At 72.1% G+C, this 13,502-nt stretch carries 16 protein-coding genes and 2 pseudogenes; 9 read left to right on the top strand and 9 right to left on the bottom strand.

Annotated elements, in window-relative coordinates; translation table 11 throughout:
* Positions 1 to 155: 155 nt before the first annotated feature.
* Positions 156 to 374: a ferredoxin gene (locus tag BT364_RS27465; RefSeq protein WP_079179674.1), complete on the bottom strand. Its 219-nt coding sequence runs from the start codon at positions 372 to 374 to the stop codon at positions 156 to 158.
* 5 nt (positions 375 to 379) lie between these two features.
* On the bottom strand, positions 380 to 1,570 hold the full coding sequence (locus tag BT364_RS27460) for a cytochrome P450 (protein ID WP_072487924.1): 1,191 nt from the start codon (positions 1,568 to 1,570) through the stop codon (positions 380 to 382).
* 112 nt (positions 1,571 to 1,682) lie between these two features.
* Here BT364_RS27460 and BT364_RS27455 point away from each other — a divergent pair, with 112 nt between their 5' ends.
* Positions 1,683 to 2,279 carry a TetR/AcrR family transcriptional regulator gene (locus tag BT364_RS27455; RefSeq protein WP_072487923.1) on the top strand — a complete coding sequence of 199 codons (597 nt, stop codon included), beginning with the start codon at positions 1,683 to 1,685 and terminating at the stop codon, positions 2,277 to 2,279.
* A gap of 72 nt (positions 2,280 to 2,351) precedes the next feature.
* On the opposite strand, the gene BT364_RS27450 is transcribed toward BT364_RS27455, so the two are convergent.
* Positions 2,352 to 3,962, bottom strand: coding sequence for an adenosine deaminase family protein (locus BT364_RS27450; RefSeq protein WP_072487922.1), 1,611 nt, complete (start codon positions 3,960 to 3,962; stop codon positions 2,352 to 2,354).
* Positions 3,963 to 4,211: 249 nt separating this feature from the next.
* Here BT364_RS27450 and BT364_RS27445 point away from each other — a divergent pair, with 249 nt between their 5' ends.
* The 5 genes and pseudogenes from BT364_RS27445 to BT364_RS43340 all read left to right on the top strand — a co-directional run.
* The gene (locus tag BT364_RS27445; protein WP_143166560.1) at positions 4,212 to 4,727 is read left to right on the top strand and encodes a hypothetical protein; all 516 of its coding nucleotides are present in this window, start codon (positions 4,212 to 4,214) and stop codon (positions 4,725 to 4,727) included.
* Positions 4,724 to 5,074, top strand: coding sequence for a winged helix-turn-helix domain-containing protein (locus tag BT364_RS27440; RefSeq protein ID WP_072487920.1), 351 nt, complete (start codon positions 4,724 to 4,726; stop codon positions 5,072 to 5,074). Before BT364_RS27445 ends, BT364_RS27440 begins: the two co-directional genes overlap by 4 nt.
* Before the next feature lie 131 nt (positions 5,075 to 5,205).
* Positions 5,206 to 5,454, top strand: coding sequence for a hypothetical protein (locus tag BT364_RS27435; RefSeq protein ID WP_072487919.1), 249 nt, complete (start codon positions 5,206 to 5,208; stop codon positions 5,452 to 5,454).
* A complete protein-coding gene (locus BT364_RS43345; protein WP_072487918.1) occupies positions 5,444 to 5,677 on the top strand; it encodes a hypothetical protein in 234 nt (77 codons plus the stop codon). Before BT364_RS27435 ends, BT364_RS43345 begins: the two co-directional genes overlap by 11 nt.
* A 78-nt stretch (positions 5,678 to 5,755) precedes the next feature.
* Positions 5,756 to 5,931 (top strand): annotated as a pseudogene (locus tag BT364_RS43340) (Uma2 family endonuclease); the annotation flags it as partial.
* A gap of 76 nt (positions 5,932 to 6,007) precedes the next feature.
* Here BT364_RS43340 and BT364_RS27420 read toward each other — a convergent pair.
* The 3 genes from BT364_RS27420 to BT364_RS27410 all read right to left on the bottom strand — a co-directional run bounded on the left by BT364_RS27420 (position 6,008) and on the right by BT364_RS27410 (position 9,535).
* Positions 6,008 to 7,540, bottom strand: coding sequence for a PTS transporter subunit EIIC (locus BT364_RS27420; protein WP_072487917.1), 1,533 nt, complete (start codon positions 7,538 to 7,540; stop codon positions 6,008 to 6,010).
* 40 nt (positions 7,541 to 7,580) lie between these two features.
* Positions 7,581 to 8,546: an N-acetylmuramic acid 6-phosphate etherase gene (gene murQ, locus BT364_RS27415; protein ID WP_072487916.1), complete on the bottom strand. Its 966-nt coding sequence runs from the start codon at positions 8,544 to 8,546 to the stop codon at positions 7,581 to 7,583.
* Positions 8,547 to 8,617: 71 nt separating this feature from the next.
* Positions 8,618 to 9,535: a MurR/RpiR family transcriptional regulator gene (locus BT364_RS27410; RefSeq protein WP_072487915.1), complete on the bottom strand. Its 918-nt coding sequence runs from the start codon at positions 9,533 to 9,535 to the stop codon at positions 8,618 to 8,620.
* Positions 9,536 to 9,696: 161 nt separating this feature from the next.
* On the opposite strand from BT364_RS27410, the gene BT364_RS27405 reads away from it, so the two are divergent.
* Together BT364_RS27405 and BT364_RS27400 are read left to right on the top strand one after the other, a co-directional pair.
* Positions 9,697 to 10,065: a hypothetical protein gene (locus tag BT364_RS27405; RefSeq protein ID WP_072487914.1), complete on the top strand. Its 369-nt coding sequence runs from the start codon at positions 9,697 to 9,699 to the stop codon at positions 10,063 to 10,065.
* A complete protein-coding gene (locus BT364_RS27400) occupies positions 10,062 to 10,337 on the top strand; it encodes a DUF4031 domain-containing protein (RefSeq protein WP_072487913.1) in 276 nt (91 codons plus the stop codon). Before BT364_RS27405 ends, BT364_RS27400 begins: the two co-directional genes overlap by 4 nt.
* A 61-nt stretch (positions 10,338 to 10,398) precedes the next feature.
* Here the strand turns inward: BT364_RS27400 and BT364_RS27395 are convergent, their stop codons facing one another.
* Both BT364_RS27395 and BT364_RS27390 read right to left on the bottom strand, forming a co-directional pair.
* The gene (locus BT364_RS27395) at positions 10,399 to 11,688 is read right to left on the bottom strand and encodes a Cmx/CmrA family chloramphenicol efflux MFS transporter (RefSeq protein ID WP_072487912.1); all 1,290 of its coding nucleotides are present in this window, start codon (positions 11,686 to 11,688) and stop codon (positions 10,399 to 10,401) included.
* Between the two features lie 80 nt (positions 11,689 to 11,768).
* The gene (locus tag BT364_RS27390; protein WP_072487911.1) at positions 11,769 to 12,416 is read right to left on the bottom strand and encodes an HD domain-containing protein; all 648 of its coding nucleotides are present in this window, start codon (positions 12,414 to 12,416) and stop codon (positions 11,769 to 11,771) included.
* 85 nt (positions 12,417 to 12,501) lie between these two features.
* Here BT364_RS27390 and BT364_RS27385 point away from each other — a divergent pair.
* Positions 12,502 to 12,866, top strand: a pseudogene (locus BT364_RS27385) (allophanate hydrolase subunit 2 family protein); the annotation flags it as partial.
* 9 nt (positions 12,867 to 12,875) lie between these two features.
* On the opposite strand, the gene BT364_RS27380 reads toward BT364_RS27385, so the two are convergent.
* The coding region (locus BT364_RS27380) for an HAD-IC family P-type ATPase (protein WP_143166559.1) at positions 12,876 to 13,502 on the bottom strand (627 nt) is incomplete at its 5' end.

Genomic DNA, 13,502 nt, shown 5'->3' with positions numbered 1-13,502 from the left:
GTCCACCTCCTCGAACAGCGCCGCCGTTCGCGCGGTGGTGCCCATGGCCCGGCGCCCGGTGCCGGGGCAGGCTCGCCGCCGGCGACGCCGACCAGCTACGGGCACCCAACCGCACATCGGCCGATCGCTGAGCAATCCCGCCAGGCAGGGCGGGGTCAGTCTCGGCGGGGGCCGATCACGGTGTTTCCGTCGTGGACGGTGATCGCCAGGGCCGGGCAGATGTCGGCGGCGTCCAGGATCCGTTCGTCCGGCTCGATCCCGTCGGCCCGTGCGCGGGCGCGCTCGCCGTCCAGGGCGAACACCTCGGGGACGGTCCCGGCGCACATGCCCGACCCCTGGCAGAGCTGGGTATCGACGCGTACGTTCCAGATCATGGCGGTCACCACTCCACCGGCATGACGCGCGGGCCGCGCACCAGCATCTCGGACTTCCAGGTCACGTCTCCCGCCAGGCGCAGCTCCGGGAAGCGGGTGATGAGGGCGGACAGCGCCTCCTGGAGTTCCAGCCGGGCCAGCGGGGCGCCCAGGCAGTGGTGGACCCCGTGGCCGAATCCGAGGTGCTGGTTGCCCTCGCGGGCGATGTCGAGGATGCCCGGGGCGGCGAACCGCAGGGCGTCGCGGTTGGCGGCGCCCACGGCGACCAGGACCGGGCTGCCCGCGCGGACGAGGGTTCCGCCGACCTCGATGTCCTCGGTGGCGTATCGGGGCTGACCGGCGCCGCTGCCCAGGGGCACGAAGCGGAGCAGCTCCTCCACCGCGTTCGGGACGAGCTCGGGTTCGGCCCTGAGCCTGGCCAGCTGGTCCGGGTGGTCGAGGAGGGTGAGGACGAAGTTGGGGATCTGGGACGCGGTGGTCTCGTGCCCCGCCACCAGGATGCCCACGCACAGATCGACGAGTTCGAGCTCCGAGAGCCGGTCGCCGTCGTCGCGGGCCTCGATGAGCGCCGTCATCAGGTCGTCCTGCGGCGAGCGGCGGTGCTGTTCGATCAACCCGGCCATGTAGGCGCGCAGTTCCTCGCGGCTCGCCTCGAACTCCTCGGCGGTGAGGGAGCTGGTCGACAGCGCGTCGTCGCTCCACACGCGGAAGCGCGGCCGGTCCTCGGTGGGTACGCCCAGCATCCGGCAGATCACGGCGACCGGCAGCGGCAGCGCGAACAGGTCGACCAGGTCGGCGGGCGGTCCGGCGGTTTCCATCTCGTCGAGGAGGCCGGCGGTCAGTTCCCGTACCTGGGGGCGCAGCTTCTCGACCTGGCGGACGGTGAACGCCTTGGCGACCAGGGAGCGCAGCCGGGTGTGGTCCGGCGGGTCCATGCCGAGGATGCCGCCGTCGCGCTGTCCCTCGGACTGCCGGGGCTCGTCGTGGGAGGCGGCGGCGGCCCGGCTGAAGCGCTGGTCGCCGAGGACGAGCCGGGCGTCGGCGTAACGGGTGACGAGCCAGGCCGGTTCGCCGTACGGCATCTGGACCCGTAACAGGCCCGGCCGTTCGCGCACCCGCTCGTAGGCCTCGGCCAGCTGGAGCCCATCTGGGGTGTTGAAGGGATAGGCGAGGGGTGCGATGTCTGCGGTCGTCACTGCGGCCTCCCGGATGTAAGCAGCTGCTTACAACGGTAGGAGCGGCCTTCGCGGGCAGTCAACGACGCTTTACGGCCGTTATCCTGACGGGCCGTCCGAGAGGAATGCCGTCATGGAGTCCGCTGCCGTCCCGCCGTCCGAAGAGCGCCGCAGGGACGCCGCGGCCACCCGCCGCCGGTTGCTGGAGGCGGCCCGCGACCTGTTCGCGGAGCGGGGCTACGAAGGGGCGACGGTCCGGAGCATCGCGGCGCGGGCCGGGGTGAACCAGGCCTTGCTGTTCAGGTATTTCGGCTCGAAACGAGGTTTGCTGGCCGAGGTCGTCGCGCTGGGCGGGCTGGAGCAGTTGCGGGCGACGCCGCCCGAGGAGCTCTTCGAGACCGCCCTGCGCTCGATGTTGACCCGTAGCGCGGAGGAGGCGGAGGACCGTTCCCTGGAGGTCTATCTGCGTTCGGTCGGGCGGGGCGACGAGGCGGCCGGAACCCTGCGGGAGCTGGGGGAGGAGTACCAGAGCGTGCTGGCCGGGCTCTCCGGCGCCCCGGACGGCGCGCTCCGTGCGGATCTCGCCATGGCCTGGCTGCTGGGGATCGGCCTGATGCGGACGGTTGTCGCGCGCGAACCCCTGGCCGGTGCCGATCCGGACGAGGTCTGCCGTCTCGTCCTCGGCACGCTCAGCCATCTGTGGGCGGAGACGGGCGACGGCGGTGCGTAGTGCGGCAGCAGAGATGCGGCCGGGTCAGGGACCTGAGCCCCGGACCCGGCCGCATCAGCGGTCGTCGTGCACTCAGCGGTTGTTGCGTTCGAAGGTGGCGAAGGCCGCCTCCTGGCGCCACTCGGTCGCCGCCTTCGGGTTGTCGGCGAGGTAGCGGGCACAGCGCGTGCTCGGGTGGTCGGTGCCCGGCCGGTTGCCCAGGCAGGCGGCGACCGGGCGGTAGCCGGACGGGGCGGAACCGGTGGCCCACAGGCTGCGGCCGTCGCGGAACGCGTACTCCAGCGAGGCGCGGGCCAGGTCCTTCAGCTCGACGTAGTGGAGGCCGTAGGTCTTGGCCGCGTACTGGTACTCGTGGCTGATGTCGATACGGGAGACACCCGGGTCGTCCGTGGCCAGCACGATCGGGACGCCGTAGCGGCGGTAGGCGTTGAACGGGTGGTCGTCGCCCGCGATGCCGAGGATCTGCTTGTTGCTGGAGAACGGCACCTCGACGGCCACCTTGCGCTGCGCCATCGTCCGGGCCAGCTGCCGCCAGTCGTTCTCGTGGACCAGGTCCACGCCGTGGCCGATGCGCTCGGCTCCGGCGACGAGCACGGCCTCGCGGATGTGGAAGGTCAGGTCCTCGGGCTTGACCAGGCCGGGGGCCAGCTCACCGGCGTGCAGGGTGAGGTGGGAGTCCGGGTACTGGCCGCGCAGGTACTTCAGCATCCGCATCTGAAGGCTGTAGTCGGTCAGCGCGCTCTCGCCGTCCTCCGGCTGTACGAGGTTGACGGCGACGAACCTCGGGTCGCGCTCGGCCAGTCGCATGCCGACCGCCATCTGCGTGAACACCCGTACCGGGGAACTGCCCCGGGACACCTGGGAGATCCACCTGACGGGGAGCTTGCAGCCCGGGTCGGGGCGGGCCGTGTCGCAGTGCGCGGCCTCCCGGAACTGCACGTCGGTGTCGTCGGCCTCCTGGACCGCCTCGTCCACCACCCGGTCGAGCTGTCCGCCGGCCACGAGCTTGCGGTGGAGGGCGGCCAGGTCGGCGTCGTAACCGACCTTGTCGGCAAGCTTCCTGCCGCTGTCCGACGCGGGGGTGACCAGGGTCTCCAGATAGAACTGGTTCTGCTCGACCACGGTGTTGGCCACGTCGGCGAGCATCTTGCCCCGGGCGTACCAGGTGGCCATGCCGAACTTGCCGAACGTGTCGAAGAAGTGGTCGTGCCCGGACTGGCCGGCCGGGAAGTCCTGCATGGACCAGGCCCGGATGATCCGCTGCCGGAACGCCGCGTCGCTCTGCGCGTCGATCGCGGGCCTGGTGCCCGGCCCGCACGGCGGCGCCACGGCCGTGTCCGTCGCGTCGATGCACAGCCCCTTCTCGCCCGCGAGCTGGATCAGGTACTCGGTGGTGACCGCACCCGACAGGTGATTGTGCAGGTCACCGCCCTTGGGCAGCGCCTTGAAGAAGGCCTTCAGCCTCTCCGGCCTGCCCTGCAACGAGGCGAGGTGCGCGGAGGTCCTGGCCTCGGCGGGGGTGACGAGGCGGGGCAGCGCATGGGCGGCGGGACGCGGTGCCGGGTCCTTCGCGGGGGCGGCGGCGGCCGGGATCGCCGGAAGCAGAGTCAGTACGGCGAGCGCGCCGAACCCGGCCGTGCGCAGCGACTTGGGACGGTGTGCCGTCCGGAAAGTTGAGATCACCGCCGAATGATTGCGCTCGCGGGGGTCATTCCTCACCCAAACCGTATGTATGGCCTGAAACCTCCACCCAATCGAGCGATTCGCGCCCTTCTTTTCCCCGTTTCCCGGGGTGTGCGTCAATCGCCCTGTCCGGTGGGGTAGTTGGAGCGGCCGTTCCCCACGGGGAGGAAAGTACTTTCCTTTCTGGAAAGTAGATGTCAGGGTGAGGGGTAGATCGTTCAGACAGTGATGAGCAGGTCGGGAGACGTGATGGCACCGCAGGAGAACACCCCCGCCCGACCGGGTGGCACAGCCGTGTCCGCCGACTTCGCGGCCGAGGCTCTGCAGGGCATCGACACGGCAAGGGAGCGGGCCCGTCTCACGGCCCGGCTGACTCCCCTCTGGTACGGCCCCGTGGCGGCCGCGGCCCTGATCGTTCCCGCTCTCGCCGATGCCTGGGCCCAGGGAGGGGGCGGCTGGGCGGTGCTCCTGTCCCTGCTGATCGCGCCGGCGGGCCTGGGCGTGCTGCTGGCGCTCGTCAACGTTGTCAGGCGTGGGTCGGGAGTGATGGTGACCCTGCCCTGGTCCGCACGCCTGCGCCGGGCCGGGGTTCCCCTTCTGGTTCTTCTCGCCGCCGGGGGCGCGACGTACGGGCTGTGCCGGCAGCTCGGGGCCGATCAAGCCGTCGGCAAGATCGCGATGTTCGCCGTCCTGGGACTCGGCGCCTGGGTGGTGCTCGTCGCGCGGAACGCCTCGATCGGGCGGAAGCTCCGGGTGGCCGGATGACCGCCGCCTCCGCGCCGGGCGAGCCCGCGATCGACGCGGCGATCAACCACCCCACCCGGCTGGCGGTCGTCGCCTTCCTCTCGGCGTGCGACGAGGCCGAGTTCGCCACGGTGCGCGGCAGTTGCCAGGTCTCCGACTCGATGCTCAGCAAGGTCGCTTCCGCGCTGGAAGGGATCGGATACCTCGCCATCCGCAAGGGTTACGTCGGCAAGCGCCCCCGGACCTGGCTCTCCCTCACACCTGCCGGGCGTCAGGCCCTGGCCCTGCATGTCGCGGCGCTCCAGGGCATCGCTGCCACGGCCCGGCGGGCAGGCGCGGCGGCGGACGCGGAGACCGGGCGTTCTTGAAGCCGATCACCTTGCATGACAACTCCCTGTGACAGATGTGCGGTTGTTGGTTCTGCGCCTCTTCCTGGTCGGCGACGCGTTGAACACGCTGGGTATGCATTGTCATTACTCAGCGTGGAAAGGGATGGGGCATGACGATCAAGGAACGGCACAGGGCGGCGGAGGGCAGAGTGCAGGCAGCAGAGGATGCGGTGGCGCGGCTGAAGGAGGGATTCTCGGGTGTGGGGATCACGTTGCCGTCGTTACGGATCGACCCGGTGTCCTGCGCGGGGAGCGACCCGGTGTCGCCGCTGGTCGACCTCGGCCGGTGCAACCTCGACACGGCGTTGCGGCTGAGCGTGGTGCTGGAGGCGCAGGGGCAGGCCGATCATGACGGGTGAGGGGTGTGAGCCGTGCGCTCCGGAGCCGGGGTCGTTCGCGGTGGACACCCGGGACGGGCGGGTGGGGCGCGTGATGGGGAGCGTCGGGCCGTACGTGCAACTGCGGGCGCCGGGTGGTGGGGCGGAGTGGGAATGCCCGCCGGAGTCGGTGCGCCCGGCTCCGCTGGGGGAGGTGTTGCGGGCCCGGGTCCGGGAGGTCAACAGGGAGGGGAGGCTGCCGTGAAGGCGCCGGGGCGCCGGGTGTGACCTGGCGTCGGGCGTGCGGAAGGGCGACGCCCCGGTCGGGTGCCGCCCTTCGGTCGTGCCGATGTATCTGCTGATCGACCGGTTCGACACACGTGGGGCGATGGCCACGCTGTTCACGGAGCCCCATGAGGACGGGACGTACAAGCACTCCGACCCGGTGCCGTTCGGGAAGCCGATCACCTGCCGGAGCCGTTCGGTGCGACGCTCCCCACGGATGAGTTCCCGGTCTGATCAGGCGTGCGCGCATGGCTGAGGGGCGGCACCCGACGCCGGGTGCCGCCCCTCAGCCGTGTACGCGTGCCCGGGGTCAGACCCCGGCCGGTTCCTTCGTCGTCGGGGACATCGGGCCGCCCGTTGCGGCGACCGTGGATTCGGCCGGTTCCTGCGAGACGTTGAACTCTGCCAGCAGGTCCTTGCTGAAGCCGAAGAAGTACGTCGCGAGGAACCCGGCGAGGTAGCCGACCAGCAGGCCGCCCGCGTAGATCGCGGCCGTGGTGCCCAGGCCGTGGTTGCCGTCGAGGAGGGGGAACAGGGCCCAGCCGGACGGGCCGATGGCCGTGGAGCCGACCTTGTCGCCGAGCTGGTTGAACAGGCCGATGAAGCCGCCGCCGAACGCGCCGCCCACGCACGCCGTGATGAACGGGCGGCCGAGCGGGAGGCTGACGCCGTAGATCAGGGGTTCGCCGACGCCCAGCAGACCGGCCGGGAGGGCGGACTTGATGGTGCGGCGGATCGACTCGTTGCGCGGGAGGCGGAAGTAGACCGCCGCGGCCGCGCCGACCTGGCCGGCGCCCGCCATCGCGAGGATCGGGAGCAGCACGGTGTAGCCCTGCTGTTCGATCAGGGTGGTATGGATCGGGATGAGCGCCTGGTGCAGGCCCAGCATCACCAGGGGCAGGAAGAGGCCGCCGAGCACGAAGCCCGCGCCCGCGCCGCCGTTGGAGAGCAGCCAGTCGGCGAACGTACCGATGGCGGTGGAGACCTCACCGGCCACGTACATCAGGCCGAAGATCGTCACCAGGCCGGAGACCAGGACCGTGAGCGTCGGGGTGACCAGTACGTCGAGTGCTTCGGGCACCCAGCGCCGGCACCACTTCTCCACGTACACCGCGAGCACCGCCGCACCGAGCGCGCCCAGCACACCGCCCTGCCCGGGGGAGAGTTTCTGGCCGAACGCCTCGATGTTCGCGACCCCCGGGAAGACGATGATCGCGGCGACCGCACCGCCCAGGATCGGCGTACCGCCGAACTCCTTCGCCGTGTTGTAGCCGACGAACACGGCGATCAGCGCCATGAAGCCGGACGCCATCGCGGCCAGGGCGGGGGTGACCGAGGTCAGCCACCCCAGGTTCACCAGCAGGCCGTTGAGGCCGGCGATGATGCCGCAGCCGATGAGCGCCGGGATCAGCGGGACGAAGATGTTCGCGATCCTGCGCAGGAACAGCTTGAGCGGGGTGGCGTTCTTCGCCTTCCGCGCCGCCTTCATCGCGGCACCCTGGGCGGCCAGTTCGTCCGCGGATGCGGATGCGGGGTCAGGGGCGGGGCCGGACGTGGGGGCCGGCGCGGGGGCCGCCGCCCGGCCCTCCTCGACCAGTTGCTCGAACTCCGGTGTGACCCGGGCGACGGTGCCGGGGCCGAGGACGATCTGGTACGTGTCGTCCTCGACCACACCCATGACGGCGGGGACCGCCTTCAGGGCCTCGTCGTCGACGAGCGAGCGGTCGTGCAGACCCAGCCGGAGCCGGGTCATGCAGTGGGCGATGGAGCTGACGTTCGCTGCGCCACCGACGAGCGGAAGGATCGCGGCGGCGGTGGCGCGGTTCTTGTCTTCTGTTGCCATGGTGCTTGGGGCCTTGCTGTGCGGGGATGGAACCGGTGGGTCAGGTGGTGCGGGGGGCGGCGGCGAGGGCGGCGCGGAGGTGGCCGTCGGACGCGGTCAGCAGGGTGGCGGCGGTGGGGCCGTCGACCTGGCCGAGGATGGTGAGGATGGCGTTCTTCACCTCGCCGTCGGTCGCGGCGAGCGCGGCCTCGATCTCCTCGTCGGACGCCCCGGTGGCGAGCGAGACGATCCGGCGGGAGCGGGCGCGCAGCTTCTCGTTGGAGGCGCGGACGTCGACCATCAGATTCCCGTACGTCTTGCCGAGCCGGATCATCGTGATCGTCGAGATCATGTTGAGGACGAGCTTCTGGGCCGTGCCCGCCTTGAGCCGGGTGGAGCCGGTGAGCAGCTCCGGGCCGACGACGACCTCGATGCCGTGCTCCGCCGCGGCGCCCAGCGCGGAGTCCGCGTTGCAGGACAGCCCGATGGTCAGCGCGCCCTTGCGGCGGGCGTGCTCGACGGCGCCGATCGCGTACGGCGTACGGCCGGAGGCGGAGATGCCGACCACGGTGTCGTCGGCGGTGAGCTCCAGGGCGTCGAGGTCGGCGGCGGCCAGCTCCTTGCTGTCCTCGGCGCCTTCCACGGCCCTGACCATGGCGGTCGGGCCGCCCGCGATCAGGCCGATGACCTCGGAGGGGTCGGTGTTGAAGGTGGGCGGGCACTCGCTGGCGTCGAGCACGCCGAGCCGGCCGGCGGTGCCCGCGCCCGCGTAGATCAGCCGGCCGCCGCGGGCCATGCGCTCCGCCGTGCCGTCGATGGCGGCGGCTATCTCGGGCAGCCGGGCGCCGACGGCGGCCGGGACGGACTGGTCCTCGCCGTTCATGATGCGGGCGATTTCGATCGTGGCGAGCCGGTCGATCTCGGCGAGCTCGGGCCGGAACGCCTCGGTGGTGAGCGTCGCGAGCTGGGCACGCAGCTCGCCGTAGCCGTCGGAGGCGGTGGGGTCGGCGTCGGTGGTGGAGGTCATGGAGGGGCGGCTCTGCTTTCTCGGTCTCGTACGGTTCAGCGGGTGCGGGGGGTCACGGATCGGCGGGCCGGTCAGCGCGGGCGTGGGGCGTGGCGGTGGGCCAGCGCCTCGTAGGAGGCGGCGAGGGCCGGTGCGGCCGTCTCGTACGTGCGCTGCGCGACGCCTATGAACAGGCAGTCGACGACGAGGAGCTGGCTCGTACGGCTCGACATGGCGGCGGGCCTCAGCTCGCTCTCCCGGGCGGTGGACGTGGTCAGTACGTGGTCGGCGTACTGCGTGACGGGGCCGTCGGGGCGGCCGGTGATCGCGATCGTCGTCGCGCCGCGGTCGAAAGCGACCCGCAGCGGCTCCATGACGTCGACCGTGGAGCCGGAGTGCGTGATCGCGATGGCCACATCGCCGGAGCGGAGCTGCACGGCGTTGGTCACCGCGAGGTGCGGGTCCGTGTGGGAGTGCGCGATCAGGCCGATCCGGGCCAGCTTCTGCGCGAGGTCCTGGCCGACGAGGGAGGAGGCGCCCACGCCGTAGATGTCGATCCGCCGGGCGGTGGCGGCGGCGGCCACGGCGGCACCGAGCTGGACGGTGTCGAGCCCCGCGGCCGTGTCGGCGAGGGTCTGCTGCTCGTCGTAGGCCAGCTTGGCGACCACGTCGGCGATCGGGTCGTCGACCGCTATGTCGGCGGTGACGGAGGGGGCCCGGCCGGACTGCTGGTGCGCCGCGAGCCCGGCGAGGGCCAGGCGCAGATCGCGGTAGCCGGGGTAGCCGAGGAGGCGGGCGGTGCGGACCACGGTCGCCTCGCTGGTGCCGGTGAGCTCGGCGAGACCGGTGACCGTGAGGGCTGCGCAGCCGGCCGGGTCACCGGCCACGGCCTCGGCGACGCGCTGCATGGAACGGGTCATGGAAGGCGCGAGCGTGCGCACCTTGGCCGCGAGGGCCGCCGGGGCGGGCGGGGAATCAGCGCTGAAACTTTCCTTCAGGTCATGGGTCACATTTGAAAGATATTTTCAACCGTGTTGCCCGTCAACCCCCCCTTTGGTCCCTGCTTCCTCGGTGACCCGTTCCCCGCCCCCTGGGCTGCTGCCTCCGACAGTGCGGAAAGGGAGGCGGCGGGCGCGCGAGGCGGGTTCGCGGCCGGGGTGACAATGGGCCCATGGAGATGAATCCCCTGGAACAGGCGTTGCACACGGCCCGCGCGCTGGTCATGGCCGATCTTGCCGCGGGTGACGTCGCCGAGGCCGGGATCGTCTCGCTGGTCGAGGACGCGGTGACGCACCGGCGCTGGTGGGTCGAGCAGTGGCCGGACGGTGCCGCGTTCGTGGTCGGACTCGTCGCCCAGGACGTGCAGGACGCGCTGCTCGAACGGTACGGGCGATGGCCGCTCTGCCCGGTCTGCGACGCGGGCGACCCGCACGCTCTCGACGTCGAACCCGAACTGGGCCCCGATCCGCACTGGGTGTGCACCAAGGCCGCGGTGGCCGTGGCGCCGGTCGGTTCGCTGAGCGGGATACTGCGCCGGTGACCGTCTACATCGACCCGCCCGAGTGGCCGGGGCACGGGCGGCTCTGGTCGCACCTGGTCAGCGATGTGTCCTTCGAGGAGCTGCACGCCTTCGCGGCGTCCATCGGCTGCCCGCCGCGCGCCTTCGAGCGGGACCACTACGACGTACCGGAGACGCGGTACGCGGACGCGGTGCGGGCCGGGGCGAAGGAGATCGGCTCGAAGGAACTCGTCCGCCGGATCACGGAGGCAGGGCTGCGGCGGCCCAAGGGACGGCCCGCGCCCGGCACCTGACGTACGGTGCCGGGCGCGTGCCGGAAGATGTCGGGGCGGTGCCGGAGGACACCGGGCGGGGTCAGCCCGCGGAAGGGCTCGCGTCCGCGCACGCCTCCACGGCCGCACTCCGCTGCACGGCCCTCCCCTCCTGCGCGGGCGCGCCCTCCTTCGCGGAAGCCCCCGACGACACCGCGGCGGGCGACCCCGCCACCCGGCGCGACCTGCTCGTGCCCTGGAGCCGCAGCGAGAACACCACGGCCACCAGCGCCAGTACCATCATCGCCGCGCCGGCCCACGCGGTCGCCGCGAAACCGAAGTCCGCGTCGATCACCGTGCCGCCCAGCCAGGGGCCGCCCGTGTTGCCCAGGTTGAACGCGGCCGTGGTCGTCGCGCCGGCCAGCGTCGGGGCGGCGCCCGCGACATTGAACATCCGGGCGTTCAGCGCCGGGGCCGTGTAGAACGCCGACAGGCCCAGCAGGAACGAGAGCCCGACCGCCGCGACCTGGTTCGACGCGAACAGCGCCAGCACGACCAGGAAGACCGTCGAGGCCGCGATACCGCTCATCAGCACCCCGAAGAGGTGCGCGTCCGCGACCCGGCCGCCGATCGTCGTACCGATCAGCGCGCCGATCCCGAAGAGCGCGAGCACCGTCGGCACCCAGCCCGAGTCCAGCCCGGCGACATCCGTCAGCAGCGGGGCGAGATAGCTGAACGCGCAGAAGACACCGCCCGCGGCGAGCGCCGTGATCACGATCGACAGCCACACCTGCCTGTCCCGGTAGATGCTCATCTCCTGCTTGAGCCGCGGCTTCTGCTCCGGCAGCGGAATGCGCGGAATCATCGTCGTCACGCCGACCAGCGCCACGGCGGACGCCGCGCCCACGGCCCAGAACGCCGACCGCCAGCCGAAGTTCTCACCGAGGAACGCCCCCAGGGGCACGCCCAGCACATTGGCGATCGACAGACCGCCGATCATCACGGCCATCGCGCGGGCCCGCGCGTTCACCGGCACCATCGCGATGGCGACCGCCGCCCCCACCGCCCAGAACCCGGCACAGGCGAAGGCGCTCACCACCCGGGACGCGAAGAGCACCTCGTACGTCGGGGCCAGCGCGCCCGCGACCTGACCGAGGCCGAAGACGGAGATCAGGGCGATCAGCGTGGTGCGGCGCGGCAGCCGGAGCGTCGCCACGGCGAGCAGCGGGGCGCCGACCACCATGCCGATCGCGAAGGCGGATATGAGGAGGCCGGCACGGGGGATCGACACGTTCATGTCGTCGGCAATGGGCGGCAACAGCCCGGAGAGCATGAATTCACTGGTTCCCAGGGCGAAGACCGAGAGACCCAGGATGTATACGGCCAGGGGCATGCGAGAGGAGCGAACGGCAGAGTCGGGCATGACAGCTGCCAACAGCGGCCACGGCCCCGGCATTCCCCCGCCGCCGCGGGTCAGTGGCCGAGCAGCTCCAGTTCGGTCAGCAGATTCTGCCGCGCCCGCGGCTCCCAGTGCTCCGCCCCGTGCGGCGTACGGAACAGCCTCGGCAGCCCGAGCAGCTGGCGCAGCACCGTGGCACGCCCCTCCCGGAACGCGTCGTCGGGCACGAAGCCGTACTCCTCGCGCACCTGCGCCGCGTACGCCGCGTACTGACTCGGGGCCGCCGCGAGAATGGCCAGATCCGCGTCGCAGAGCACCTCGCCGTCGGCATCGCCGTCCGCCGGGTCGTGGGTGACCGTCAGCCGCACCAGACGGGCCACCTCGGCCGTGACACCGTCCGGCACGCCGGCCTCCGGGAGGGCGCGCTCGGCCAGCGCGGCGCTGCGCTCCTCGTTCTCGGACCGGTCCGGCCGGTACACCGCGTCGTGGAACCAGGCGGCGAGGCGTACCGCGTCCGGGTCGGCCGCGTGCCCGGCGAGCGTGTCGATGTGATCGAGCACCGCGACCAGGTGCGCGGTCGTGTGGTACCGCCGCTGCGGCTCGGCCCAGCGCGCCAGCAGGTTGGCGGCGTACGGCGCCGGATCGGGACCGGCGGCTCCGCCCCGGGCCCGGGTGAGCGTCTCCTGCCAGCGGGCGCGGAGCGAGTCGTCGGTGTCGGTCATGGGACGACCCTAGGCCTTGTCGGTCAGTGGTCCCAGACCCTCGCGGTCAGTGGCCGGCTGGGGTGTCCAGGGCACCGAGGCCGCGCCCTGGGCGGGCGTACCCGCCGAACTGGTGCTTCCGCTGAGCCTCGGCCCCCGCCACGCCTGGTTCACCGAGGAGGCGCTGCGCACGCTCACCACGGCCGTGTACCGCGTCTCGCCGGACAGCAAGCGGATCGGCCTGCGCACCCGTGGCCCGGCCCTGACCCGCGCCCGCGAGGGCGGCTGCCCAGCGAGGGGATGGTGCTCGGCGCGGTCCAGGTGCCGCCGGACGGGCGGCCGGTGGTCTTCCTCAACGACCATCCGACGACCGGGGGTTACCCGGTCGTCGGTGTCGTGCACGAAACCGCACTCGCGGGCGCGGCACAGGCGGTGCCGGGAACCCGGGTGCGGTTCGTGCGGGCGGGGTGAGGGCCGGTCCTACGCCGCCGCCCTGAAGCCCCGCAGCCGCAGCGAGTTGCCGACCACGAAGACCGAGGAGAACGCCATCGCGGCGCCCGCGATCATCGGGTTGAGCAGCCCGGCCGCGGCGAGCGGCAGAGCGGCCACGTTGTAGGCGAAGGCCCAGAACAGGTTCGTCCGGATGGTGCCGAGGGTCTTGCGCGACAGCCGGATGGCGTCCGCGGCGGCCCGCAGGTCCCCGCGTACCAGCGTCAGGTCGCCGGCCTCGATCGCGGCGTCCGTGCCGGTCCCCATCGCCAGGCCCAGATCGGCCTGGGCGAGGGCGGCCGCGTCGTTGACCCCGTCACCGACCATGGCGACCGAGCGGCCTTCCGCCTGGAGCTTCTTGACGACGTGGACCTTGTCCTCCGGCATGACCTCCGCGTACACCTTCTCGATCCCGACCTCGGCCGCGACCGCCTCGGCCACCGCCCGGTTGTCGCCGGTCAGCAGGATCGGGGTGAGACCCAGGGCCCGCAGCCGCTCGATGGCCTCCGCGCTGGTGTCCTTCACCGCGTCGGCGACTTCGAGCACCGCCCGTGCCTCGCCGTCCCAGGCCACCGCGATGGCCGTCCGGCCCGCGGCCTCCGCCTCGGCCTTGCGCCG

The sequence above is a fragment of the Streptomyces atratus genome (assembly GCF_900119365.1).
In the GTDB taxonomy this organism is placed as follows: Bacteria; Actinomycetota; Actinomycetes; order Streptomycetales; family Streptomycetaceae; genus Streptomyces; species Streptomyces atratus_B.
Note: the sequence above shows the minus strand (reverse complement) of the source record. Positions and strands in the feature narration are given on the sequence as shown.

Coding starts and splice junctions, on each gene's coding strand:
- BT364_RS27465 (WP_079179674.1), bottom strand. CDS start 374: ATGATCTGGAACGTACGCGTCGATACCCAGCTCTGCCAGGGGTCGGGC.
- BT364_RS27455 (WP_072487923.1), top strand. CDS start 1,683: ATGGAGTCCGCTGCCGTCCCGCCGTCCGAAGAGCGCCGCAGGGACGCC.
- BT364_RS27445 (WP_143166560.1), top strand. CDS start 4,212: ATGGCACCGCAGGAGAACACCCCCGCCCGACCGGGTGGCACAGCCGTG.
- BT364_RS27440 (WP_072487920.1), top strand. CDS start 4,724: ATGACCGCCGCCTCCGCGCCGGGCGAGCCCGCGATCGACGCGGCGATC.
- BT364_RS27435 (WP_072487919.1), top strand. CDS start 5,206: ATGACGATCAAGGAACGGCACAGGGCGGCGGAGGGCAGAGTGCAGGCA.
- BT364_RS43345 (WP_072487918.1), top strand. CDS start 5,444: ATGACGGGTGAGGGGTGTGAGCCGTGCGCTCCGGAGCCGGGGTCGTTC.
- BT364_RS27420 (WP_072487917.1), bottom strand. CDS start 7,540: ATGGCAACAGAAGACAAGAACCGCGCCACCGCCGCCGCGATCCTTCCG.
- murQ (WP_072487916.1), bottom strand. CDS start 8,546: ATGACCTCCACCACCGACGCCGACCCCACCGCCTCCGACGGCTACGGC.
- BT364_RS27405 (WP_072487914.1), top strand. CDS start 9,697: ATGGAGATGAATCCCCTGGAACAGGCGTTGCACACGGCCCGCGCGCTG.
- BT364_RS27395 (WP_072487912.1), bottom strand. CDS start 11,688: ATGCCCCTGGCCGTATACATCCTGGGTCTCTCGGTCTTCGCCCTGGGA.
- BT364_RS27390 (WP_072487911.1), bottom strand. CDS start 12,416: ATGACCGACACCGACGACTCGCTCCGCGCCCGCTGGCAGGAGACGCTC.